Origin of the sequence: Halorubrum ezzemoulense, assembly GCF_004126515.1 — an archaeon.
Classification (GTDB): Archaea; Halobacteriota; Halobacteria; order Halobacteriales; family Haloferacaceae; genus Halorubrum; species Halorubrum ezzemoulense.
Genome location: NZ_CP034940.1, coordinates 2847500 through 2869730, shown reverse-complemented (window position 1 = coordinate 2869730; position 22231 = coordinate 2847500). Strand labels below are relative to the sequence as shown.

Sequence of the window (22231 nt, the reverse complement as noted above, 5' to 3'; positions counted from 1 at the left end):
CCGCTTATTCGCCGGCCCTCACTACCTCGGGCCGACATGGACGCGCTCGACGCCAAGTACCCGTTCTTCGCGAGCGCCCGCGAGGCGGTCGCGTCCGCCGGGGTGTCGCTGCCCGACCTCGTCGCGGCCGACGCCCCGGCCGTCGAGCGCGCCCGCGAGCGCGTCGAGCGCGCGCTCCTCGAAGGAACGGTCGCCTCGGAGAGCGGCGCGTTCCCCGGCGAGTCGGCGTACGACGTACAGGCCGAACTCCTCTCGTACCCCATCGCCCGGATCCTCGTGTCGCTGCTCGACTCCGACCCCGCCATCGAGAAGTACGCTGCCGCTGAGGCGGCGACTGCTATGGACCGGGTTCGTCGCGACCTCGAGACCGACGACGAGTTGCGGTCGGTGTCGACCGCGACGGTTGCGCTCGACGACCTGCTCGCCGAGTTCGACCTCGCGGACGCGGTGCGCCCCGGCCGTAGCGCCCCCGCCGGCGTCAGCGGCGGTTCGAGGGGCGGCGCGGCCGGGGGACCGACCGGGAACGCCGCGGGCCGCGACCCCGACCACTACCGGATCGACGTCGGATCCTACCTCCGGCTCACCTCGCCCGAGTGGGGGGACTCGTGGCGGCTCGTCAACCGCGCGCTCGCCGACGGCGCGGTGCGCGTCACGCGCGACGAGCTACTGGCGGCGCTGGAGGCCGCCGTCGAGGAGCGCGTCGCCGAGGGACTTCCGTTCGAGGACCTCGGGGAATCGCTCGCCGAGGCGCTGGAGTCCCGTGTGGCCGACCTCCGGGGCCTGCTCTCCGAGCGGACGTACGCCGAACCGCCGGATGTCGTCGACCGCGAACTGTTCCCGCCGTGTATGACCAACCTGATCGAGAAGGCCGCGGACGACACTAAGCTCTCGTCGGCCGAGTCGTTCGCGCTGATGGCGTTCCTCGTCGGCATCGGGATGACGCCCGACGAGGTCGTCGCCTTCTGTGCCGACACGAGCCTCGACGCCGAGGGGATCCGCTACCAGACCAAGTTCCTGACCGACGACCGGGGCACCCAGTACCCTCCGCCGACCTGCGAGACGCTCGCGAACTACGGGATCTGCCACAACGAGGACGACCACATGCAGGTCGCGATCGGCCCGCTCTCGTACTACGAGAAACGCGTGGCGGCCGCCGACGAGGTGACGGACTGGCGGGCCGAGCGACGACCGGACGAGACGACCGGGGCGTGAACGCGACGCCCCGGACGCGGAGAAAGAGTCGGCGAGGTCGGACCGGCTACGGCTCGTCTTTCGCGCGCATCAGGTACGTCCCGATGCCGGCCATCAGCAGGACGAATCCGGCCAGCAGCCCGATGAGCGCGATCGCCCCTGCCTCGGGGAGGACCGTCGACCCGCCGAAGGTGACCCCGATCCCGACTAACCCGACGGTGAACACCGCGGCCGCCGCCAGCGAGACGGTGATCTGCCGACGGAGTTCCGCGTCGATTTCCATGGCTGCGGCTTCCCGTCGCCACTAAAAAAGGACTTCGATGGGCGTCCCGCCTGGCGACTCACCGCGCGAGATGGGTGATGTCCCGCCGCAGGCTGTACCCCCGCGGCACACCGACGACCTCCAGGCAGTCGGCGCACAGCACCCGCTCGTAGTCGCGGTTCGTGTCCTTCTCCAACAGAGAGACGTCTTCGAGCGGGAACACCGACTCGCACCGGTCGCACTCCGCCTTGTCGCCGTCGACGATCTTCATCGCCTCTCGGTACCCGGGATCCGTACATAAAATCGCGGCCGGCGTTATCACTCCGGATATCGGCGGTCGGAAAAATCGCGTTCGAGCGTCGGTCGATGCGGTCGGGGGTCGGTGGGCTCCGGCGTTAGCCGAAGAGCTCGCCGAGGCCCTCGCCGCCGTCGCCGTCCTCTTCGTCGTCGTCAGCCTCGTCGGCCTCCTCGGCCTCGTCGGCCTCTTCCTCCTCGTCGTCATCCGCCTCGTCGGCGGCGTCGGCGTCGGCGGCGCCACCGGCGGACGCGCCGGCGGCCGGGGCCGCGGCGGCCGTCTCGATGGCCTCCTCGATGTCGACGTCCTCCAGCGCGGCGACGAGCGCCTTGACGCGGGACTCCTCGACGTCGACGCCGGCGGCTTCCAGCACGCCGGTGACGTTGTCTTCGTTGATCTCTTCGCCAGTCTCGTTCAGGATGAGCGCAGCGTAAACGTATTCCATTGGTGTGTACCTCGTGTTATCCGAACATCGCGCCGAGACCGTCGCCGCCGTCGTCGCCGTCGTCCTCGTCGGCGTCGTCGGCGTCGGCCTCCTCGGCGTCTTCCGTGTTGTCGTCCGCCTGTTCCTCCTCGTCGTCGGCGTCGTCCGTCGCCGGCTCCGCCGCCGGCGCGGCCTCGACGCCCTGGAGCTCCTCGGGGAGCGCCTCGGCGTCGTCGATCTGCGCCGCAAGCGCGCGCAGCTGGGCGTCGGCCTTCCCGATCAGGTCGGGCACGACGTCCGGGCTCTCGATCTCCGCGAACAGCCCGACGGACTTCGCCTCGCCGGACGCCTTCGCGAGAAGGGTGCCGGCGGTGGCGGCCGTCGGGTATGCGGCGTTGACCGAGAGGTTTCGCGCGGCGGCCGCGGCGGACCGGATGTCCGCCTCGTACTCGTCGACGTCGAGTTCGAGTTCTTCTGGCTCGAACAGGACGCCCTCGGAGTAGACGGCGCGCAGGTCGAGACCGACCTCCTTGGGCTCGATGCCGAGCTCGACGAGGACGTTCGCGAGGTCGTCGTCGACGACCTCGCCCTCCTCCAGCACGGTCGAGTCCTCGGTCACCTTGATCGAGCCGTCCATGATGCGGGCGGACGCGCCGACCGTCTGGAGCTCGCCGACGAACGGTCCCGGGTCGACGCCGGTGTCGCCCTCGGGGATCACGATGTCGTTGGGGGCCACCTCGCCCGCGTTGATCGGGGCGGGGGTCTTCGAGGCTTCGAGCTGCTTGAAGAGGCCGAACGGGTTGTCGTTGGTGCCGATGAGCGCCACCTGGCCGCTGACGTACTCCGTCAGCGCCTCGACGCTGTCGCCGACCTCCTCGAGCGCTCGGGTCGTGAGCGTGTTGCGGCTCATGCGGACGGCGGCCGAGCCGTGGAGCTCCCGGCGCATGGCCTGGAGCTGCCGGCTCGGGATGCCGGCCACGCCGACGATCCCGACGGACTGGTAGGAGTCGATGAACTCGACGAGCTCGTCGACTTCCTCCCGTTTCCACTCGGGGATCGTCTCGGTCTTGCGGACCGAGCTCATACGGGCACCTCCTTCGCGGGACCCATCGTGGTCTTCACGTAGATCCCGTCGATGTTGAGCGGGCCCTTCTCGAGGTCTGCTTCGAGTCGCCGGATGATGACGTCGATGTTGTCCGAGATCGCGTCGGCGCCCATGTCTTCGGCGCCCACGCGGGTGTGGAACGTGCGCCGGTCGCGCGACCGGAGCTGTACCGTGTTCTTCATCCGGTTGACTGTGTCGACGACGTCGTCGTCCGGCTGCAGTGGGGTAGGCATCTTCCCGCGCGGACCGAGGACGGTACCGAGGTACCGACCGATGTCCTGCATCAGGTTGGCCTCCGCGACGAAGAAGTCGGTCTCGCCGGCGAGGTCCTTTGCGCGGTCGTCGTCGTCTCCTAAGTCTTCGAGGTCGCCGCTGTCCAGCACTTCGTCAGCGACCTCCTCTGCGCGGACGGCGGTTTCGCCCTCCGCGAAGACGACGATCTGTGTCTCCTGCCCCGTTCCAGCCGGCAGCACGACGGACTCGTCGATACGGTTCGACGGATCGTTGAGGTCGAGGTCTCGCAGGTTGATCGCGATGTCCACGGTCTCGCGGAAGTTCCGCTCGGGCGCATCGTCGAGTGCGAGGGTTACGGCCTCTTGTATTGTGTCTGCCATTTTCACCTCCGTAGTACGCAGGTCGCTCCTACGGGTCAGTGAAACAGGCGAAGCCTGTCTCATCGGAGAGTGGTTCATCGGAGGTTTAAAAGCGTCGAACCGCCGGTCGCCGTGTGAACCGGAGGCAGGGCCGCTCGCTGGCGGTCACGCGGTCGCGCCCGCTTCGCCGGGCCGCAGGACTCGGATTCGACGGGCGTCGAACGCCAAAACGTCGGATAGGGGAACCCTTTTGACGGCGCTCTTCGACCCATGAAGTAATGACGCAGGGTGGTCCGCCGTGACGATGGACGACCGCATCGACGACCTCCGGAAGCGCCGCGAGCGGGCGGCCAAGGGCGGCGGCGAAGACCGGATCCAGTCGCAACACGACAAGGGGAAGATGACCGCTCGCGAGCGGATCGACTACTTCCTCGATGACGGCACGTTCCACGAGTTCGACCGGTTCCGCACCCACCGCAACCACACCTTCGGGATGGAGGAGAAGCAGATCCCGGGCGACGGCGTGGTGACCGGCTACGGCGAGGTGAACGGCCGGAAGACGTTCGTCTTCGCGCACGACTTCACCGTCTTCGGCGGGTCCCTCGGCGAGGTGTTCGCCGAGAAGGTGTGTAAGGTGATGGACAAGGCGATGGATGTGGGCGCGCCGGTCGTCGGCCTCAACGACTCCGCGGGCGCCCGCATTCAGGAGGGGGTCGCCTCGCTCGGCGGCTTCGCCGAGATCTTCCGGCGCAACACGGAGGCCTCGGGCGTGATCCCTCAGATCTCGGCGATCATGGGGCCGTGCGCCGGCGGTGCGGTGTACTCTCCGGCGATCACAGACTTCACCTTCATGGTGAAAGACACGTCGCACATGTTCATCACCGGGCCGGATGTCATCGAGACGGTCACCGGCGAGGAGGTGAGCTTCGAGGAGCTGGGCGGCGCAGTGACCCACTCGTCGACATCCGGCGTGGCGCACTTCGCCGAGGAGAGCGAAGAGGAGGCGCTGGACAACATCGCGCGGCTGCTGTCGTACCTCCCGGCGAACAACGTGGAGGACCCGCCGCGCGTCGAGCCGTGGGACGACCCGGAGCGCGCGGACGACGCGCTCGCCGAGATCGTCCCCGACGCCCCCCGGAAGCCGTACGACATGAAAGACGTGATCGAGAGCGTCACCGACGAGGGCTCCTTCTTCGAGGTTCAGGAGAACTTCGCGAAGAACGTCGTCGTCGGCTTCGCCCGGCTCGACGGTCACTCCGTCGGCGTCGTCGCGAACAACCCCCGCGTGAACGCCGGCACCCTCGACATCGAGTCGAGCCAGAAGGGCGCGCGGTTCGTCCGCTTCTGCGACGCGTTCAACATCCCCATCGTCACCTTCGAGGACGTGCCCGGGTTCATGCCCGGCACGGATCAGGAACACAACGGGATCATCCGCCACGGCGCGAAGCTGCTGTACGCCTTCTCCGAGGCGACCGTCCCGCTGCTCACCGTCATCACCCGGAAGGCGTACGGCGGGGCCTACTGCGTGATGTCGTCGAAGCACATCGGCGGCGACGTCAACTACGCGTGGCCCACCGCCGAGATCGCGGTGATGGGGCCGAAGGGCGCGGTCAACGTCCTCTACCGCGAGGAGCTGGCCGAGGCCGACGACCCCGACGCGCGCAGACAGGAGCTCATCGACGAGTACCGCGAGGAGTTCGCGAACCCCTACACCGCCGCCGACCGCGGCTTCGTCGACGACGTGATCGAACCGACCGAGACGCGCGCCCGCCTGATTGAGGACCTGAAGATGCTGAAGGGGAAGCGCTCGGACCAGCCCGCAAAGAAGCACGGCAACATCCCGATCTGATGGCGACCGACCACGAACCGGCCCGCGAGGGGTCGGCGGGCGAGGGTGCGACCGACGAGGCTCCGACGACAGATCCGGCGCCCGCGCTCGCCGGCCTCTCGATCCCCGACGACGCTCGCGACGACGAGGCGGCCGCGATCGCCGCCGCGGTCGCCGCGCACCTCCGGGACGCCGAACTCGCCGCGGCGGCCGCCGCGAGCGACGCGGACGACGACCGCGACGAGGACCGCTGGGGTTTCGCCGCCCGGATCGACCGGCTCCACCGCCGCCGGGTGCGCGTCCCCGTCGACGCGCCGACCGACCCGTGGACCGCGGCCGGTCGGAGCGACCGGTTCTGACCCTCTCGGCGGAGGCGACCGATCCCGACTTCTCGCCAGACCCACTTCCCTTCGCTCTGTGGCGGTCGAGTTTAGACGGTCGCTCGCGCCGTCGCTGGTCGGACACTCCACACGTCGAATAGCGTCGCCGGACGCGGTGGCGTCCGGCCGCGTACATTCCCCTGACGGCGCGCCGTCGACCCGTCGCGCCGTCGACCCGGCCCTGACTCAGGGCGCGTTCGTAGATCGGTCCACTGACATATATACCTGTGGTAGTCTCTCTCGCGGTCGGTCACTCCTCTCCGAGCTCGTCGCCGCCGGAGGTCGACGGCCCACCCCGGTCGCCGAACAGCCGGTTGAGGACCATCGGAACGACGACCACGAAGGCGAGGAGCGCGCCGACTCGGACCAACAGCGACGCGTCGGTCGCTACCGCGAGTCCGAGGTAGACGGCGGCGCCGACGAGGACCGACGGCAGCATGTATGGGTTCCCGGCGTCGAGCATACCTCACCGTGGCGCCCGCCGCCCTCTTAACCGCCTCGGCACGGACCGACAGAGTTTGGTAGCAGTTCGTGGAAGAACCGACAGGAATGTTCGATAAGGTTCTCGTGGCGAACCGCGGCGAGATCGCGGTCCGCGTGATGCGCGCCTGTGAAGAGCTCGGCGTCGACACCGTCGCCGTCTACAGCGACGCCGACAAGCACGGCGGCCACGTCCGGTACGCGGACGAGGCGTACAACGTCGGGCCCGCCCGCGCGGCCGACTCGTACCTCGACGGCGAGGCGGTCGTCGACGCGGCGCGGTCCGCCGGCGCCGACGCGATCCACCCCGGATACGGCTTCCTCGCTGAGAACGCCGAGTTCGCCGCCCGCGTCGAGGCCGCCGACGGGATCACGTGGATCGGTCCCGCGAGCGACGCGATGGAGCGGCTCGGCGAGAAGACGCACGCGCGCCGCGTGATGGACGACGCGGACGTGCCGATCGTCCCCGGGACGACGGAGCCGGTCACCGACGTGGAGGCCGTCACGGCGTTCGGCGACGAGTACGGCTACCCCGTCGCGATCAAAGCGGAGGGCGGCGGCGGCGGCCGCGGGATGAAGGTCGTCGAGAGCGCCGACGAGGCCGAGGAGGCGCTCGAATCCGCCAAACGCGAGGGCGAGGCGTACTTCTCGAACGACTCGGTGTACCTCGAACGCTACCTCCAGACCCCCCGTCACGTCGAGGTCCAGATCGTCGCCGACGGTGGCGACGACGGCGAGGGCCCCGCCGACACGTCCGACGTGGTCCACCTCGGCGAGCGCGACTGCTCGCTCCAGCGTCGCCACCAGAAGGTGATCGAGGAGGGGCCCTCCCCCGCGCTCTCCGACGAACTACGCGAGAAGATCGGCGAGGCCGCCCGCCGGGGCGTCGCCGCCGCCGACTACACCAACGCCGGCACCGTCGAGTTCCTCGTCGAAGAGGACCCTGACCGCGACCCGTCGGAGCCGCTCGGGCCCGACACCCCATTCTACTTCCTCGAGGTCAACACTCGGATTCAGGTCGAACACACCGTCACCGAGGAGCTGACCGGGATCGACATCGTCAAAGAGCAGCTCCGGGTCGCCAGCGGCGAGGGGCTCTCCGTCTCGCAGGACGACGTCGAGCTGGAGGGCCACGCGATCGAGTTCCGGATCAACGCCGAGAACGCCGCGGACGACTTCCAGCCCGCCAACGAGGGGTCGCTGGACACGTACGACCCGCCGGGCGGGATCGGCGTCCGCGTCGACGACGCGCTCCGGCAGGGCGACGAGCTCGTCACGGACTACGACTCGATGATCGCGAAGCTGATCGTACGAGCCGGCGACCGCGAGACCTGTCTCGCCCGCTCGAAGCGCGCGCTCGCGGAGTACGACATCGACGGCGTCGTCACCATCGTCCCGTTCCACCGGCTCATGCTCGACGACGAGCGCTTCGTCGACGGGACGCACACGACGAAGTACCTCGACGAGGAGCTCGACCGGGAGCTCGTCGCCGAGGCGCAGGAGCGCTGGGGCTCCGAGACGGTCGGCGCCGCGGACGACGACGAGGAGGTGACCGAACGCGAGTTCACCGTCGAGGTGAACGGCAAGCGCTTCGACGTCGAGTTAGAGGAGCGCGGCGCGCCCGCGATCCCGGTCCCGGAGGGCGGCGGGAGCGGTGGGAGCGGCCAGCAACGCCCGCCGCAAGCGAAATCCGACGACGGCGGCGACGAGGGCGACGTCGACGTCGCGGAGGGCGGCGAGGCGATCGAGGCGGAGATGCAGGGGACGATCCTCTCGGTCGACGTCGCGGAGGGCGACGAGGTCGCCGCCGGCGACGTGGTCTGCGTGCTGGAGGCGATGAAGATGGAGAACGACGTGGTCGCCGAGCGCGGCGGCACCGTCGCGGGGGTCCACGTCGCGGAGGGCGACAGCGTCGACATGGGCGACGTGCTGATCGTGTTGGAGTAGTCGGACTCCTGTCCCCGCGAGTCGCTTCGCGCGTTTCCTCGGTGACGAACCCGTCCCTCACGGCACTCTCGGTGGCTCTATCACTGGAAATAATCGGCGGGAATGATTGATACGACCGCGTCGCCGAGAGTCCGTAATGGAACACCCGAGCGACGAACACCCGGAGCGGATTCACGTGCTGTACGTGAACGGCGACGCCAACTTCGCCGAACTCGCCCGGGCGAAACTCGAACGGATCGCCCCGCGAGTCACGGTGACGACCGTCGGCGACGCGCGGGCCGCCCTCGATCGGGCGATCGAGGGCTCCGCCGACTGCCTCGTCACCTCGTACTCGCTGCCGGAGGGGACCGGGATCGACCTCGTCTCGCGAGTCGAGACCGAGCGCCCCGACCTGCCGACGGTCCTCTTCACCGGGAGGGGCAGCGAACGGATCGCCAGCGAGGCGACCCAGGCCGGCGTGTCGGACTACATCCCGATCCACGGGACCCAGGACAGCTTCGAACTGCTCGCCGGGCGGATCCGGACGCTCGTCGACGCGGCGCGCAAGCAGGCGGCCGCCGAGCGGTTGTCGGACCGCTTCCAGCGGACGCTCGAACGCGCCACCGACGCGATCTACGCGGTCGACGACGACTGGCGGGTGGAGTACATGAACGAGACGATGGTCGAGCGGGTCGACCGTGACCCGGAGCGCATCGTCGGGAACACGATCTGGGAGACGTTCCCGTCGATAGTGGGGACGGAGCTCGAAGAGCGGTATCGCACGGCGATGGCCACCGGCGAACCGGCGTCGTTCGAGCAGCGGCTCGGCGAGCCGTTCGACTACTGGGTCGAAGTGCGAGCGTTCCCGGACGAGGACGGGCTCACCGTCTTCTCGCGGGAGATCACTGACGACCGGGAACGCGAACTGGAGCTGGAGCGCAGCGAAGCGGTACTGGAGAACGTCCACGACGCGGTGACGGTCGTCGACGAGGACCGGTCCGTCGTCTTCGCGAACGCGGCTGCGGGCCGACTGCTGTCGGACGATCGGTCGGCGGACCTCACGGGAGAGCGGCTCTCCGACCTCGTCGGCGACCGCGTCGGCGAGTCGGACGCTCGCGCGTTCTCCGAGACCGTCGACCTGACGCTCGACGAGATGGAGAGCGACGGCGGGACCTCCGGGTTCTACGACGCAGACCTCCAGATGGATGTCGCCGTCGGAGGCGGCCAGCGGACGTTCGACATTCGGCTGACGCCGTTCCAGCGCCGATCGACCAACCAGGTGCTCGTTGTCGCCCGCGACGTGACCGAACAGAGCGGGGCGAAACGCCAGCTGGAACGGGAGCGAGACGCGCTCCGAGAGCTCCAGACCGTCATGGGGAAAACCGACATCTCGGCCACGGCTCGCCTCCGGGACCTCCTCCGTGTCGGCTGCCGGACGCTCGGGCTCGAGATTGGCATCGTCTCGCGGATCCGCGACGACGACTACACGGTCGAAGCGGTTCACGCGCCGGACGCCGACCTCGAGGCCGGCGATCGGTTCGACCTCGAAACGACGTACTGCGCGGAAGTGGTCGAGACCGACTCCGTCTGCTCGTTCGCCGACGCGGTCAGCGACGGGAAGGAGACGCATCCCGCGTACCGCGACCTCGAGCTCGAGTCGTACATCGGCGTGCCGCTCGTCGTCGACGACGCCCGCTACGGGACGGTCAACTTCTCGAGCCCGACGACCCGGGTTGCCCCGTTCGGAGCGCTCGAACGGACGTTCGTCGAGCTGTTGGCCGAGCTCGTGAGCGCCGAGCTCTCCCGGGCCCGAGACCGAGCCGAACTGGAGCGACAGGAGTTCCTCTTCGACCGCGTCCAGGACATCGCGGACATCGGCGTCTGGGAGTACTTCCCGTCGCGAGAGGAGCTCACGTGGTCGGACGGGACGCGCCGGATCCACGGCGTCGACGCGGGGTACGAGCCGTCGATCGACAACGCGGTCGAGTTCTACCACCCGGACGACCGCGCGACGATCACCGACGCGGTCGAGGCCGCGGTCGAGGACGGGGAGCGGTACGACCTCGACCTCCGGATCGAGCGGGCGGACGGCGAGGTGCGCGACGTCCGGGCGTGGGGAGAGTACGTCGAGGACGCGCGGCGGGGCGACGCGGCGCTTCGCGGCGTGTTCCAAGACGTGACGGAGCGGGAGGCGAAGCGGCGCGAACACCAGGCACTCGCGGAGGAGTACGCGGCGCTGCTGGAGACGTCCGGCGACGCGATATTCCTGCTTGACGTCGACGCCGCCGGCGACGAGCCGTCGTTCGAGTTCGCCCGACTCAGCCCCGGCTACGAGTCGCAGACCGGGCTCACGACCGCGGACGTCCAGGGTGAGACGCCGCGGGCGGTGTTCGGGGAGGAGCAGGGGGCCGAACTCGCGGCCAACTACGCCCGCTGCGTCGCGGAGGGCGAGCCGATATCGTACAGCGAGGAGCTCGAGACCGTCGCCGACGGCCGCTTCTGGGAGACCAGCCTCGCACCGGTGATCGTCGACGGCAAGACAGTCCGGCTCGTGGGTATCGCCCGGAACGTGACCGAGCGGGTCGAACGGGAGCGGGAGCTCGAGGCGACGAACCAGCGACTGGAGTCGCTCATCGAGGCAACCCCGCTCACCGTCATGGAAGTCGACGCCGACGGGAGCGTCGTTCGCTGGAACGAGGAGGCCGAGACCATGTTCGGCTGGTCCCACGAGGAGGTGCGCGGCGAGGAGAACCCGCTCGTCTCGGCGGAGCGGTGGGACGAGTTCGCCGCGCACCGGCGGCGGGCGCTCCGTGGCGAGCGGGTCCGCGCCGAGGAGGTACGGCTGGAGACGAGGGCCGGGGCGGAGCTGGATCTCCTCCTGTCTATCGCCCCGATAACGGATCCCGACGCCGAGGTCACGGGCACGCTCGCCGTCGTCGAGGACATCTCCGACCAGAAGCAGCTGGAGGGCCGGCTCCGGGCGCTCCAGGAGACCGCTCAGCGGCTCAGCAGCGCCGAGTCCGCCGGGGCGATCGGCTCCGTCGCCGTCGACGCCGCGGCCGACGTGCTCGGCCTCGACATCACCGCGGCGTGGGAGTACGACGAGCGGGCGGACGCGCTCGTCCCGATCAGTGAAACGCCGGCGACGACGGACCTGTTCGGAGCGGCGCCTCGGTTAGACCGCGGCGAGGGGCTCGCGTGGGACGCGTTCGAGTCGGGGGAGACGCGGGTGTACGACGACCTCGGCGACGCGGACCGCCGATACGACCCCGACACGCCGATCCAGAGCGTGGTCATCGTCCCGCTGGGCGAGTACGGCGTCATGATCACCGGGTCGACGTCGCCCCGTGAGTTCTCCGAGACCGACGTCGACCTGTTCCGGATCCTCGGTGCGACCGTCGAGGCGGCCTTCGCGCGGGCGAGCCGTGAGGCGGAGCTCCAGCGACAGAACGAGCGGCTCGACGAGTTCGCGAGCGTCGTCGCCCACGACCTCAGGAACCCGATCACCGTCGCGCAGGGGTTCCTCGAACTCGCGGCGGAGACGGGCGACCCGGACCACTTCGACCGGGTACAGTCGGCGCACGACCGGACCGAGCGGCTCATTGACGACCTGCTCGCGCTGGCTCGCGGCGAGACCGCGGTCGAGGACGCCGAGACCGTGGACCTCGGGACCGTGACGACGGAGGCGTGGGGGTACGTCGACACGGACGAGGCGGCGCTCGCGGTCGCGGACGCCGTCCCGACGGTCACCGGCGATCCGGGGCGCCTGACGCAGCTCTTCGAGAACCTCTTCCGGAACGCGGTCGAACACGGCGGGTCGACCGTCTCGGTGACCGTCGGGCGGCTTGACGGTGACGGGGGCTTCTACGTGGAGGACGACGGGAGCGGGATCCCGCCGGATCGACGCGACGAGGTGCTCCGTCACGGCGTCACGTCCAGCGACGGAGGGACCGGCTTCGGGCTCTCGATCGTGGCCGACATCGCGAGGGCGCACGGCTGGACGGTCGCCGTGACGGAGGGGAGCGACGGCGGCGCGCGGTTCGAGTTCGACGCGGCCGCGTAGGGCCGCACCCGAGTCGGAGCGGGGGACCGCGACGCCGGTCGGGCCGATCTGACCGACGCTGTTTAACCGAACGCCCGAGAACGAGGGGGTATGGAACCGGTCGACGACTGGCGGTCGGCGATCGCCGAGGCCGGCGAGCTGACCGGCCCGATCGCCGCGGCCCTCGTCGAGGCCCACGGCGACCGCGGCCAGCGCGCCATCGAGGCCGTCGGCGAGGGGCGCGTGAAGCGCTACCGCGACTTCACCGTCGTCGTGGGCCACGAAGACGAGTACGTGGTCGAGGACGGGGAGTGTACCTGCGCGGACGCGACGTACAACCTCGACGCCGACGACCCCGACGAGCGCTGCTGGCACGCCATCGCGGTCGACGTCGCGGACGGGCTCGACGCCGTCGACCACCACGACATGTGGTACTCCGAGGTCCGGGAGTTCCTCTGAGGCCGCCGCCCGCGCCGCCGAGCGTCGAAGCTTCTCTGCCGCCGCTCCGCGCCGTCGGACCCCACCGAAACAGCCGCCGCTCGCCCGCGTGAGGCGACGTTTTTCGCGAACTTCGGTCTGAGAGTCGAAAACGTTTACAACAGCGGCCGGTCTCCCCTACGGTATGGCGGACTGTCCACTCGCCGACGACTGCCCCAGCTTCGACGAACGGATCCAGGGGATGGGGTGTCAACACTACGGCAACAAAGGCGGCGCGGAGTGGTGTAACCACTACGACATGCCGATCTACGAGCTGAAACAGCAGCCGGTCCAGCCCGGCGAGGCGGTCGTCGTCGAGGTCGACGACATCCACGAGAGCGGTGCTGGCGTCGGCCGCACCGACGACGGGTTCATCGTCCTCGTCGACGGGCTCCTCCCCCCGGCGCGCGCCGAGGTCAAGATCCACCGCGTGAAGTCCAGTCACGCGACGGCCAGGGACGTGATCGAGCGCCTCCCCGACGACCCGGACGCGGAGGAGTCCGACGACGAGGACGCGGACGCCGAGGGCGAGGGCGACGACGAGGAGGACGACGACGAGGGGCGCAGTCGCCGCGACCGCCCGGACCGCGAACGGCTCGGCAGCCGCGAGAACTTCTGGGGCAAGTGACGGCGTCTCGGGGGAGCCCCGCCCCACGGACAGTCCGGACGCCGTCGATCCGTCGCGCGATTCTCCGCCGCCCGACTCCCGCGACGCCCGTCGCCTGAAACCGCCGTTTTTTGAGCGACCGGCCCGTCGATGACCACATGGTGGCAGACGACGAGCAGCCGGAGCCGGCCGACGTCGACGCCGACTCGATCCTGGAGGGGGCCGGGTTCGACGCCGACGAGAGCGTGCTCACGCGCCGGCAGGCGGAGGTGTTAGCGCTCCGCGAGCGCGGGCTCCGACAGTCGGACATCGCCGACCGACTCGGCACCTCGCGCGCGAACGTCTCCAGCGTCGAGGCGAGCGCCCGCGACAACGTCGAGCGCGCCCGCGAGACGGTCGCGTTCGCGGAGGCGCTGTCCTCGCCGGTCCGCGTCGAGATCGAGGCGGGAACCGACCTCTACGACGCGCCGAAGCGGGTGTACGACGCCTGCGACGAGGCGGGCGTCAAGGTGAACCAGACCGCCCCGGAGCTGATGAAGGCGATCGGCGACCGCGCGGGCGACGCGGTCCACGGCCGCGAGGTCCGCAACCGGCTGTTCGTCACGGTCGCCGCCGACGGGCAGATCCGCGTCCGGCGGCCGTAGCCTCGCGCCGCAGTCGGTTTCCGCTCTCTCACTCCACGTCGATCCGCTCCGCGACGCCGACGAGCGTCGCGCCCGCGGTGACCGTTGCCTCGCGGGCGACCGAGTACGCGATCCCGCTGCGGTCGGCGCGCGCGACCTGATGCGTCTCGAACGTCGTCGGGTCGAACACCTCGCCGACGCGGTCGCCCTCGGTCACCCGGTCCCCGACGTCGAGGTCTGGCTCGGGGACGAACAGCCCGGAGTCGCCGGCGGTCACCCGCCCGAGGTGGTTGCGCGCGACGACGCCGTCCCACGGCTCGGGCTCGCCGTCGAGCAGCCCCTCGTGTCGCAGCGCGCCGATCATCCCGGCCACGCCGGTCTCGACCGCCGCCGGGACGACCTCCCGGCTGTGGGCGAGCTCGGGCGTGATCGTCGGGATCCCCTCGCGGGTGGCCGCGACCCGGAGCTTCCCGGCGAACCCGCGCTCGTCCCACTCCGTGTCCGCGTCGTCTCCGGCTGCCTCCGCGAGCAGCAGGTCGGTGCCGAACGCCTCCGCGAGCCCGCGGCAGGCGTCGTCGCCGCGCATGTACACCGCGTGGGTCGCCATCGACGGCGACCCGGTGTGGAGGTCGACGATCGCGTCCGCCTCGCCCGCGAACGCCCAGAGCCGGGCGGCCATCCGGTCGTGGAGCGACCCCTCCGGGTCGCCGGGCCAGCATCGGTTCATGTTCGGCTGGCGCGAGTCGAGCGACTCCGGCGTCGTGTACGAGACCCGGTCGAAGGTGAGCGGGTCGGCGACCGGCACCGTCACCAGCGTGCCGTCGAGGTCGGCGGCCGACGGCCCGCCCTCGGCTCCGGTTTCGGCTCCGGACGCGCCCTCGGCGCCGTCGCCGACGAGCCGGTCGTGGAGCCGCCGGAGCACCGCGGTCCCGTTCACCTCCCGACCGTGCTGAGCCGCCTGCGCGTACACCACGGGCGCGTCTCCGGGCGCGTCGAGCTCTGGCCCGCCGTCTCCGTGGACGATTTCCCCCTCGCCGTAGGCGTGGACGGTCGTCCGGATCGGCACGCCCGACGGGAGCCGCGCGAGGGTGAGGCTGCGACTTGTGTGCATGCGAGCGGCTCGGGCCGGCTCGGAGTTATACGTCCGGGTGTGACTCTGACTCCTACGGACCCCCGTCCGACCGCGGACGCTAAGGCCATGGCCCGCACACCACGTTCCATGCGCGTCACCCTGCTCGGGACGGGCGACACGACGGGGACGCCGACGGTCGGCTGCGACTGCGACACCTGCGAGACGGCTCGCGAGCGCGGGGTGTCGCGGTCGCGCTTCTCCGTCCACGTCGCCAACGAGCGGACCGGCGAGTCGCTGCTCGTCGACTTCAGCCCCGACTTCAGACAGCAGTTCCTCGCGGCCGACGTCCCGCTGCCGGACGCCGGCCTCGTGACGCACATCCACTTCGACCACCTCGACGGGCTGGGGAACGTCTACCGGCTCGTCGACGGGCTGCCGGTCCACGCGCCAGCGGAGACCGACCCAGCGACCGACGAGAGCGTCGCGGAGACGATCCGAGACAAGTACGACTACCTCGAAGACCGGATCGGCGTCCACGCCCGCGACCCCTTCGAGCCCTTCGAGACCTGCGGCTTCGAGGTGCGGTTCGTCCCGGTCGACCACCCGCCGCTCGTCTGTTACGGGGTCGTCGTCCGAGATCCGGTGACCGGCGCGAAACTCTCGCTCACGGGCGACACCAGCTACGACGTTCCCGAACGCTCCCGCGAGGCGCTCGCCGGCGCGGACCTCCTCCTCGCCGACGCCATCGTCCCCGCATCGCTCTGTGAACATCACCCGATCGGCGGCCGACACGAGGGGCCGGACGGCGTCGCCCGCACGTTCGGCACGAAGCACATGACCCGGGAGGGGGCGCTCGCGCTCGCGGACGAGCTCGACCCCGACCGGACGCGGCTCGTCCACCTCGCCCACTACTACCCCGCCGACGAGGCGTTCGAGGAGCCGCTCGCGGTCGACGGCGAGGTGTACGAGCTGTAGCGAGCACGGCGATTCTCCGCGGGCTGTATCCTTTTGTCTCGCTAGCACGTAGCACGCGTAGATGGCCGCGACGGACCGACTCCGAACCGCGCTCGACCGCTTGGAGCCGCCGCCGCGCGCGGTCGACTGGTCGCTGTTCGCGTTCGTCGTCGCCGAGGCGGCCACCGGGTTGGTCTCCTTCACCGTCGGCGTCCCGGAAGGGTGGCCGCTGTTCTGGCTCCACCGCGCGCTCGGCGTCGGCATCGTCGGGCTGCTCGGGTGGAAGCTCGCCCGCGTCCGGCGTCGGCTCACCGACCCGACCCTGTGGCGGCGGTCGACCGCGCTCTCTGTCCTGACGCTCGTCGCCGCGGTCGGCGCGCTCGCGACCGGCACCACGTGGGTGTTCGGCCTCGACGTGCGGCTCTCCTACTGGACCCTGCTGTCCGTTCACGTCGGGTTCGGGCTCGCGCTCGTCCCGCTCGTGGCCGCGCACGCCGCCACCCGGTTCCGCCCGCCTCGGCGCGTCGACTTCGAGCGGCGGCGGACCGCGGTCCGCTACTTCGCGCTGCTCGCGGCCGGCGGCACGACCTACCGCCTCCAGCAGGGGATCAACGACGCGCTCGACACGGCCGGGGCAGACCGGCGGTTCACCGGCTCGCAGCCCCGCGAGGGCGACGGAAACGGCGCCTTCCCGATCACCTCGTGGGTCGCCGACGACCCCGACCCGATCGACCGCGACGCGTACCGGCTGGCGGTCGACGGCCTCGTGAGCGACGCCGTCGAGCTGACTGCTGCGGACCTCGCCGCGGGCCACGAGACGGAGGCGCTGCTCGACTGCACGAGCGGCTGGTGAACTCACCCCGGAGTCAAGCCCCGGGGCTTCCTGCTTCAACGACGCGCTTTGCATCCACACGCTCTCGCTGAGGTGTGAACGTAGGGAGCGCAGTCTGTACAGGCGTTGATTCGGAGCGTCCCGCCCCTAACTGCTTCAAACCGCGAGTGAGAATGTTCTTCGCCGCGTTGAGGTCGCGGTCTTCAGTATGGCCACACGCCGGACACGAATGCTCGCGCACCCAGATTGGCTTATCCGTCTCGACGCCACAGGACGCGCACTCTTTTGTCGTCCCGTGAGGTTCGACCGTCTCAACGTGCGTGCCGTGTAATTCACCCTTGTACTCCAACAACTCGATGAATCGCGACCATGCGGCGTCTTGCTTGTTTTTCGCGTTCTGGCTGGTTTCCAGCATCGGCTTCACGTCCAAGTCTTCGACAGCCACGACATCGTACTCTTGGACGAGCCACGTCGTGAGTTTGTGCTGGTAGTCTCGCACCTTTCGCTTGATCGCGCGCTTGGCTCGGGCCACTTGTTGTCGTTGTTTCTCCCAATTGTTTGAGCCGTGTTCTTTTCGGGCGAGTTTTCGCTGTTCGCGTGCGTAGCGGTCGTACTCATCCGTCAGGTCAAGCGTATCCACGGATAGGTTTTCCGAGGTGTGGATGTAGCTGGTGATGCCGAGGTCAACACCGACACAGTCTTGGGGGTCAATCTCGCCCAGTGACGGTTTCACGGGTGTGTCTTCCACAGAGGTCACCAGTGAGACGTACCATTCACCCGTTGTCTCTTTTTTCAGGATAACCTCATCAATGTCCTGTGCTGCTGGGACTGTGCGGTCTGCGCGGATTTTGAACCAGCCGATCTTTTCGAGGCGGAGTCGCACGAATCGGTCGTCGCCCGTGTTGTGATCCACGTTGTAGCGACGGGATTGATTGTACGACACCGACCGAAATTCACCCGCGCCTTGCCAGTTCAACCGCCCGACGTTGTAGCCTTTATTTCGGCGTTCTTTCAGTGTTTCCAGATCGCTGTGTATCTGGCTGATGGCCTGTTGTGCGGCGTGACGGGAGGGTTCCGCAAAGGTCGGCCATTGGTCTGCCCATTCGGTGAGTTTGCCGTGCTGGTCGTAGTCAGACGGCCGGTCGTTGTAGTCCGAATTGTAGTAGTCTCGGACGGCGTGGTTGCGAATCTGTCGGAGGATGTCGATCTGGTGCCACGCTTCGCTCGCCACGTCGTTGTGTAGGTACGCGCGGAAGCGAAGCGTGTGTTTCATGGTTCTCAGTCGAGTTTTTCGACGGTGAGTTTCAGCTGGTCGCCTTCCTCCAGATCAAGTCCGTCTCGGACTTCTTCTGGGATTGTGACGACACCCCGTTGTCGCAGTTTCGGGTAACATTCCATTTGTCCCATACTGAACTACACAGACTCAAGCAGAATAATGCTGTCGGCTTCAACCCCGGGGTCAAGCCCCGGGTCAGTCACCTCGACCGCCTGTACTCGGTCCAGGAGTGGGCCGGGATCCGCGTCGACGACCTGCTCGACGCGGCCGGAGATATCGACGACGACGCGGCCTACGTCCGGTTCACGTCCGTCACCGGCTACCGCTGGAGTCTCCCGATCGAGGAGGCCGAGGACGCGCTGCTCGCGACGCACGTCGGCGGCGAGCGCCTCTCGCACGGGCACGGCGCGCCCGCCCGGCTGGTTGCGCCCGACCGGCGCGGGTTCCAGTGGGTGAAGTGGGTGACGCGCGTGGAGGTCCGGTCGGAGTACGACTTCGGGCAGTGGATCGTCACGCTGGTGAGCGGGTTCGACTAACTCCGCGGCCGGTCCGGCCTCACTCGTACTCGGTCCCGACGACCTCGCGGATGCGCTCCGCGGTCACCGGGCCGACGCCGTCGACGTCCAGTAAGTCGTCTTCGGGCGCGGTCATCACGGCCTCGACGGTGCCGAAGTGTTCCAGCAGCGTCCGCGCCGTCACGGGCCCGATGTCGGCGATCGAGGAGACGACGTACTCCTGCTGTTCCGCGCGGGTCTTCGTCGTCTTCTCGCCGTGGACGCTCACCTCGCGGTCGCGCGTCTCCTGCTCCCGCTTGGCGATCGTCGCGAGCAGCTCGGTGGTGTCCTCCTCGCCCTCGGTGCGGAGGACGCTCACGTCGAAGTCGACCGCGAGCGACGCGAGCGCGCCGCGGATCGCGTTCGGGTCGATATCGCGCTGGCCGTAGAGGTTCGTCCCTTCGACGACCATGACGGGGCGAGCGTACGCCCGCGAGAGCTCGCCCACCTGCTCGAACATCGACCGGTCGGAATCGAGCATCGAGTCGACGAAGTCGGCCGCCGACTTGCGCTCGACCGCGACGCGGTCCGAGAGGACGTAGTCGCCGACCGCGAGCGTCTCCAGCCGGGTGACGAGGCCGTCGCGCGTCGAGAGGTCCTTCGCGATCGAGGAGTCGAGCTCGCGCTGGTCGACGACAACCTCGACGCCCTCGTCGACGCCGGCGGTGGCGACGACGCCGTCGTCGCCTGCGTCCGTCTCTCCCTCGACCTCCGTCTCTCCGCCAGCCTCGGCCTCCACGTCGTCCACGTCGTCTTCTCCCTCCCGCGCTTCCGCAGCGAAGTCGGTGAGACCGGCGTCGCCCTCGTCGTCACCGCCGATCTCGCCTTCATCGTCACCATCGACTTCGCCCTCAGCCTCACCCTGGTCATCGCCCGAGCCGCCTTCGCCAGAGTCGCCCTCGCTCGCGGACCCGCCGGCGAACGCGTCGAGGCCGGCCTGTCCCTCGTCGCCGACTGACTCCTCGATGTCGTCGGTGGCCTCCTTCAGCTCGGCGAGCTGGCTGGCCATCTTCTTTTCTCGGCGCCGTGAGATCCAGAAGAACGCCTCGTCGCGGGTGTCCTCGGCCATCAGGACGACGACCTTTCCCTCGGCCTGCCGGCCCGTCCGCCCCTTGCGCTGGATCGAGCGGATCGCAGTGGGGACGGGCTCGTAGAAGCAGACGAGGTCGACCTCGGGCACGTCGAGGCCCTCCTCCGCGACCGAGGTGGAGACGAGCACCTCGAACTTGCCCGTCTTGAATTCGTCGAGCGTCTCTTGTTGCTGTTTCTGGCTCATCCCGTCGGAGCCGTCCTTGTCGCCCTGTCCGACGAACTTGCGCACGTCGAAGCTGGCGGAGAGGAACTCCACGAGCGCCTCGGCGGTGTCGCGGGACTCGGTGAACAGGATGGCGCGCTCGCCCTCGTTGATCCCGAGCGTCTCCGCCAGCAGGATGCGGGCCTTCGAGAACTTCGGGTGGAGCCCGTCGAACGACTCCGCCTTCCGCATCGCTTCTCTCACTTTGGGGTCCGCGACCATGCGCTGGCTCGCCTTCGACGCGCCCGACGACCGGGCGGCCTCGCGCTGGCGCTCGAAGTAGCGACGCACGGACTCGACGGACTGCGTCTCGACAAGCTCGGTCGCGCGCCGGAGCTTCATCACCTCGGCGTGGGTGGACATCCCCTTGTACCCCTCCGACTGGTCGTTGTCCATCATCTGTTTCAGCTGCCCCCGCATCTTGTTGAGGTCCTTCTGCGAGAGGTCGGGGTTCGTCGTGTTCGTCACGCCGAGCTGTTTCAGCTTCTCCAGCCGGTCCGTGATCACCTCGTTGAGCGCGTCCCGGATCGCGAGCACCTCGTCCGGCAAGGTGACTTGCTCCCACCCGACATCGGTGTCGTGAGTGTACTCGTCGACGTCGGCGTCCTCCTCGGTCATCACCTCGACGTTGACGAGCCCGAGGTTCTCGCAGACCGTCTCGATCTCCTCGGTGTCGCCGCCCGGCGAGGCCGACATCCCGGTGACGAGGGGGTCGGCTGCGTCGGCGTGGTACCGCTCCGCGATGTAGACGTACGCGTAGTCGCCGGTCGCGCGGTGGCACTCGTCGAAGGTGAGGTGGGTCACGTCGCGCAGCGAGATCCGGTTACCGACGAGGTCGTTCTCGACGACCTGCGGCGTCGCGATCGCGATGCGCGCGTCGTCCCAGAGCGCGGCGCGGTCGTCGGGCTTCACGTCGCCGGTGAACACGACGATCTCGTCGTCCGGAATCTCAAGCGCCTCGCGGTAGAAGTCCGCGTGCTGCTGGACGAGGGGCTTCGTGGGGGCCAAGAAGAGCGCCTTCCCGCCCGCCTCGTGGAGGCGCTCGACGGTGACGAGCAGGCTGACCGTCGTCTTGCCGAGGCCGGTCGGGAGACAGACCAGCGTGTGTTTGTCGGCGGCGGCGTCCGCCAACTGGAGCTGGTAGCGGCGCCGCTGGAGGAAGTCGTCGACGAGCAGGGGTCTGTCGATCCCGGCGGCCTCGGTCGCCATCGGCGGTGCTTCGCCGCCGTCGGCCTAAAGCCTTCGCGAAGCGGGGTGAAAGTTATCCGTCGACGGAACGCTCCTCTCGGAGCTCCTCCGGAACGTCCTCGTCGACCAGCTGCGCCCACTCCGCGAGCCGGTCGTCGGATCTGTTCTGCGTGCTCATTACGCGACGGATCTCCGTGGTGCGTATTAACAGTTACCCCGATTCCACACGATCTATTATATGCTCGGCGGATCGCCGCTCCGCGATCGCCCGCGACCGGAGCCGGTTCCGCTCGAGGCGACACGCACACCTTTTACCGCTCACGCGCCTCCGGGCGGCATGAGCAACCTCGACGAGTTCCTCGCGGGCGAGCGGCTCGACGACGTGGTCTTCTACCTGAGCGACGCGTACCTCGACGACGACTCCCGGCTGCGCGAGGTCGGCACCGAGACCGCCGGCGGCGTGCGGCTGATCCTCGACGGCGAGACCGGGCGGTCGGCGTTCCAGGCCGGCACGGGCATGGGCGCGATGGAGTTCGCGAAGACGGCGATGGCCGCGGAGGGCGAGATCGCGCGCTCGCTCGACGACGGCGCGTGTCCGTTCGCGGACGGCCCGGACGCGGACGACGCGAGCGAGGATCCCGAAGCCGACCACGACATCCAGTTCATCTTCGCGTTCGCCGAGGCGCAAAACGAGGAGGTCGGCGGCCTCTACGCCGAGGGCGACGTGGTCCACGCGTACGCTCACTGTACCTGCGGCGAGAGCTACTCGCACAAGTGGGTCGTCGGCGACCGCGACGACTGAAAGCCCGCCGAGCGACCGGCTACCCG

General features: G+C 69.2%; 20 protein-coding genes and 2 pseudogenes. 12 read left to right on the top strand and 10 right to left on the bottom strand.

Features of this window, described 5'->3' with window-relative positions:
- Window positions 1-36 precede the first annotated feature (36 nt).
- Entirely contained in the window at window positions 37-1212 is a 1176-nt protein-coding gene (locus EO776_RS14675; RefSeq protein ID WP_100050512.1) for a DNA primase, read from the top strand.
- A gap of 46 nt (window positions 1213-1258) precedes the next feature.
- On the opposite strand, the gene EO776_RS14670 is transcribed toward EO776_RS14675, so the two are convergent.
- The 5 genes from EO776_RS14670 to EO776_RS14650 form a co-directional block, all read right to left on the bottom strand.
- Window positions 1259-1474 (bottom strand): DUF7472 family protein, encoded by a 216-nt coding sequence (locus EO776_RS14670; protein WP_049932697.1) that lies wholly within the window; start codon window positions 1472-1474, stop codon window positions 1259-1261.
- Between the two features lie 58 nt (window positions 1475-1532).
- Window positions 1533-1724: a hypothetical protein gene (locus EO776_RS14665; RefSeq protein WP_049932696.1), complete on the bottom strand. Its 192-nt coding sequence runs from the start codon at window positions 1722-1724 to the stop codon at window positions 1533-1535.
- Between the two features lie 124 nt (window positions 1725-1848).
- Window positions 1849-2193 carry a 50S ribosomal protein P1 gene (gene rpl12p / locus EO776_RS14660; RefSeq protein ID WP_049932695.1) on the bottom strand — a complete coding sequence of 115 codons (345 nt, stop codon included), beginning with the start codon at window positions 2191-2193 and terminating at the stop codon, window positions 1849-1851.
- A gap of 16 nt (window positions 2194-2209) precedes the next feature.
- Window positions 2210-3256: a 50S ribosomal protein L10 gene (locus EO776_RS14655; protein WP_099288811.1), complete on the bottom strand. Its 1047-nt coding sequence runs from the start codon at window positions 3254-3256 to the stop codon at window positions 2210-2212.
- Window positions 3253-3891 (bottom strand): 50S ribosomal protein L1, encoded by a 639-nt coding sequence (locus EO776_RS14650; RefSeq protein ID WP_100050511.1) that lies wholly within the window; start codon window positions 3889-3891, stop codon window positions 3253-3255. Before EO776_RS14650 ends, EO776_RS14655 begins: the two co-directional genes overlap by 4 nt.
- A 283-nt stretch (window positions 3892-4174) precedes the next feature.
- On the opposite strand from EO776_RS14650, the gene EO776_RS14645 reads away from it, so the two are divergent.
- Together EO776_RS14645 and EO776_RS14640 are read left to right on the top strand one after the other, a co-directional pair.
- Window positions 4175-5719 (top strand): acyl-CoA carboxylase subunit beta, encoded by a 1545-nt coding sequence (locus EO776_RS14645; protein ID WP_100050510.1) that lies wholly within the window; start codon window positions 4175-4177, stop codon window positions 5717-5719.
- Complete coding sequence (locus EO776_RS14640; RefSeq protein WP_100050509.1) at window positions 5719-6057, top strand: hypothetical protein; 339 nt, start codon at window positions 5719-5721, stop codon at window positions 6055-6057. Before EO776_RS14645 ends, EO776_RS14640 begins: the two co-directional genes overlap by 1 nt.
- A gap of 271 nt (window positions 6058-6328) precedes the next feature.
- Here EO776_RS14640 and EO776_RS14635 read toward each other — a convergent pair whose 3' ends face one another.
- Window positions 6329-6541, bottom strand: a complete 213-nt coding sequence (locus EO776_RS14635; protein ID WP_100050508.1) for a hypothetical protein — start codon at window positions 6539-6541, stop codon at window positions 6329-6331.
- An 86-nt stretch (window positions 6542-6627) separates the two neighbouring features.
- On the opposite strand from EO776_RS14635, the gene EO776_RS14630 reads away from it, so the two are divergent.
- The 5 genes from EO776_RS14630 to EO776_RS14610 all read left to right on the top strand — a co-directional run bounded on the left by EO776_RS14630 (window position 6628) and on the right by EO776_RS14610 (window position 14254).
- Entirely contained in the window at window positions 6628-8505 is a 1878-nt protein-coding gene (locus tag EO776_RS14630; protein WP_100050507.1) for an ATP-binding protein, read from the top strand.
- 136 nt (window positions 8506-8641) lie between these two features.
- Window positions 8642-12547, top strand: a complete 3906-nt coding sequence (locus EO776_RS14625; protein WP_100050506.1) for a PAS domain-containing protein — start codon at window positions 8642-8644, stop codon at window positions 12545-12547.
- Window positions 12548-12637: 90 nt separating this feature from the next.
- On the top strand, window positions 12638-12985 hold the full coding sequence (locus EO776_RS14620; protein WP_094579671.1) for a hypothetical protein: 348 nt from the start codon (window positions 12638-12640) through the stop codon (window positions 12983-12985).
- A 163-nt stretch (window positions 12986-13148) separates the two neighbouring features.
- Window positions 13149-13631: a TRAM domain-containing protein gene (locus EO776_RS14615; protein WP_100050505.1), complete on the top strand. Its 483-nt coding sequence runs from the start codon at window positions 13149-13151 to the stop codon at window positions 13629-13631.
- Window positions 13632-13768: 137 nt separating this feature from the next.
- Window positions 13769-14254, top strand: coding sequence for a Tfx family DNA-binding protein (locus tag EO776_RS14610; protein ID WP_089308436.1), 486 nt, complete (start codon window positions 13769-13771; stop codon window positions 14252-14254).
- Between the two features lie 28 nt (window positions 14255-14282).
- Here EO776_RS14610 and EO776_RS14605 read toward each other — a convergent pair whose 3' ends face one another.
- Window positions 14283-15344 (bottom strand): succinylglutamate desuccinylase/aspartoacylase family protein, encoded by a 1062-nt coding sequence (locus tag EO776_RS14605; protein WP_100050504.1) that lies wholly within the window; start codon window positions 15342-15344, stop codon window positions 14283-14285.
- A 108-nt stretch (window positions 15345-15452) separates the two neighbouring features.
- Between EO776_RS14605 and EO776_RS14600 the strand changes: the two genes are divergently transcribed.
- Together EO776_RS14600 and EO776_RS14595 are read left to right on the top strand one after the other, a co-directional pair.
- Entirely contained in the window at window positions 15453-16280 is an 828-nt protein-coding gene (locus EO776_RS14600) for an MBL fold metallo-hydrolase (protein WP_094582219.1), read from the top strand.
- Window positions 16281-16341: 61 nt separating this feature from the next.
- Window positions 16342-17109: pseudogene (locus EO776_RS14595) on the top strand (molybdopterin-dependent oxidoreductase); the annotation flags it as partial.
- A 16-nt stretch (window positions 17110-17125) separates the two neighbouring features.
- Here the strand turns inward: EO776_RS14595 and EO776_RS14590 are convergent.
- A complete protein-coding gene (locus EO776_RS14590) occupies window positions 17126-18364 on the bottom strand; it encodes an RNA-guided endonuclease InsQ/TnpB family protein (RefSeq protein ID WP_100050503.1) in 1239 nt (412 codons plus the stop codon).
- 5 nt (window positions 18365-18369) lie between these two features.
- On the bottom strand, window positions 18370-18498 hold the full coding sequence (locus EO776_RS14585; protein WP_094520356.1) for an AbrB/MazE/SpoVT family DNA-binding domain-containing protein: 129 nt from the start codon (window positions 18496-18498) through the stop codon (window positions 18370-18372).
- 84 nt (window positions 18499-18582) lie between these two features.
- Between EO776_RS14585 and EO776_RS14580 the strand changes: the two are divergent.
- Window positions 18583-18903: pseudogene (locus EO776_RS14580) on the top strand (molybdopterin-dependent oxidoreductase); the annotation flags it as partial.
- Window positions 18904-18922: 19 nt separating this feature from the next.
- On the opposite strand, the gene EO776_RS14575 reads toward EO776_RS14580, so the two are convergent.
- Window positions 18923-21424, bottom strand: coding sequence for a DEAD/DEAH box helicase (locus EO776_RS14575; protein WP_049932671.1), 2502 nt, complete (start codon window positions 21422-21424; stop codon window positions 18923-18925).
- Between the two features lie 316 nt (window positions 21425-21740).
- Between EO776_RS14575 and EO776_RS14570 the strand changes: the two genes are divergently transcribed.
- Window positions 21741-22205 carry a DUF5807 family protein gene (locus tag EO776_RS14570; RefSeq protein WP_049932670.1) on the top strand — a complete coding sequence of 155 codons (465 nt, stop codon included), beginning with the start codon at window positions 21741-21743 and terminating at the stop codon, window positions 22203-22205.
- The last annotated feature ends 26 nt before the right edge of the window (window positions 22206-22231 follow it).

What these genes read in the sequence shown, in the direction of transcription:
- EO776_RS14675 (WP_100050512.1), top strand. Translation starts at nt 37, where the DNA reads ATGGACGCGCTCGACGCCAAGTACCCGTTCTTCGCGAGCGCCCGCGAG.
- EO776_RS14670 (WP_049932697.1), bottom strand. Translation starts at nt 1,474, where the DNA reads ATGGAAATCGACGCGGAACTCCGTCGGCAGATCACCGTCTCGCTGGCG.
- EO776_RS14665 (WP_049932696.1), bottom strand. Translation starts at nt 1,724, where the DNA reads ATGAAGATCGTCGACGGCGACAAGGCGGAGTGCGACCGGTGCGAGTCG.
- rpl12p (WP_049932695.1), bottom strand. Translation starts at nt 2,193, where the DNA reads ATGGAATACGTTTACGCTGCGCTCATCCTGAACGAGACTGGCGAAGAG.
- EO776_RS14655 (WP_099288811.1), bottom strand. Translation starts at nt 3,256, where the DNA reads ATGAGCTCGGTCCGCAAGACCGAGACGATCCCCGAGTGGAAACGGGAG.
- EO776_RS14650 (WP_100050511.1), bottom strand. Translation starts at nt 3,891, where the DNA reads ATGGCAGACACAATACAAGAGGCCGTAACCCTCGCACTCGACGATGCG.
- EO776_RS14645 (WP_100050510.1), top strand. Translation starts at nt 4,175, where the DNA reads ATGGACGACCGCATCGACGACCTCCGGAAGCGCCGCGAGCGGGCGGCC.
- EO776_RS14640 (WP_100050509.1), top strand. Translation starts at nt 5,719, where the DNA reads ATGGCGACCGACCACGAACCGGCCCGCGAGGGGTCGGCGGGCGAGGGT.
- EO776_RS14635 (WP_100050508.1), bottom strand. Translation starts at nt 6,541, where the DNA reads ATGCTCGACGCCGGGAACCCATACATGCTGCCGTCGGTCCTCGTCGGC.
- EO776_RS14630 (WP_100050507.1), top strand. Translation starts at nt 6,628, where the DNA reads ATGTTCGATAAGGTTCTCGTGGCGAACCGCGGCGAGATCGCGGTCCGC.
- EO776_RS14625 (WP_100050506.1), top strand. Translation starts at nt 8,642, where the DNA reads ATGGAACACCCGAGCGACGAACACCCGGAGCGGATTCACGTGCTGTAC.
- EO776_RS14620 (WP_094579671.1), top strand. Translation starts at nt 12,638, where the DNA reads ATGGAACCGGTCGACGACTGGCGGTCGGCGATCGCCGAGGCCGGCGAG.
- EO776_RS14615 (WP_100050505.1), top strand. Translation starts at nt 13,149, where the DNA reads ATGGCGGACTGTCCACTCGCCGACGACTGCCCCAGCTTCGACGAACGG.
- EO776_RS14610 (WP_089308436.1), top strand. Translation starts at nt 13,769, where the DNA reads ATGGTGGCAGACGACGAGCAGCCGGAGCCGGCCGACGTCGACGCCGAC.
- EO776_RS14605 (WP_100050504.1), bottom strand. Translation starts at nt 15,344, where the DNA reads ATGCACACAAGTCGCAGCCTCACCCTCGCGCGGCTCCCGTCGGGCGTG.
- EO776_RS14600 (WP_094582219.1), top strand. Translation starts at nt 15,453, where the DNA reads ATGCGCGTCACCCTGCTCGGGACGGGCGACACGACGGGGACGCCGACG.
- EO776_RS14590 (WP_100050503.1), bottom strand. Translation starts at nt 18,364, where the DNA reads ATGAAACACACGCTTCGCTTCCGCGCGTACCTACACAACGACGTGGCG.
- EO776_RS14585 (WP_094520356.1), bottom strand. Translation starts at nt 18,498, where the DNA reads ATGGGACAAATGGAATGTTACCCGAAACTGCGACAACGGGGTGTCGTC.
- EO776_RS14575 (WP_049932671.1), bottom strand. Translation starts at nt 21,424, where the DNA reads ATGGCGACCGAGGCCGCCGGGATCGACAGACCCCTGCTCGTCGACGAC.
- EO776_RS14570 (WP_049932670.1), top strand. Translation starts at nt 21,741, where the DNA reads ATGAGCAACCTCGACGAGTTCCTCGCGGGCGAGCGGCTCGACGACGTG.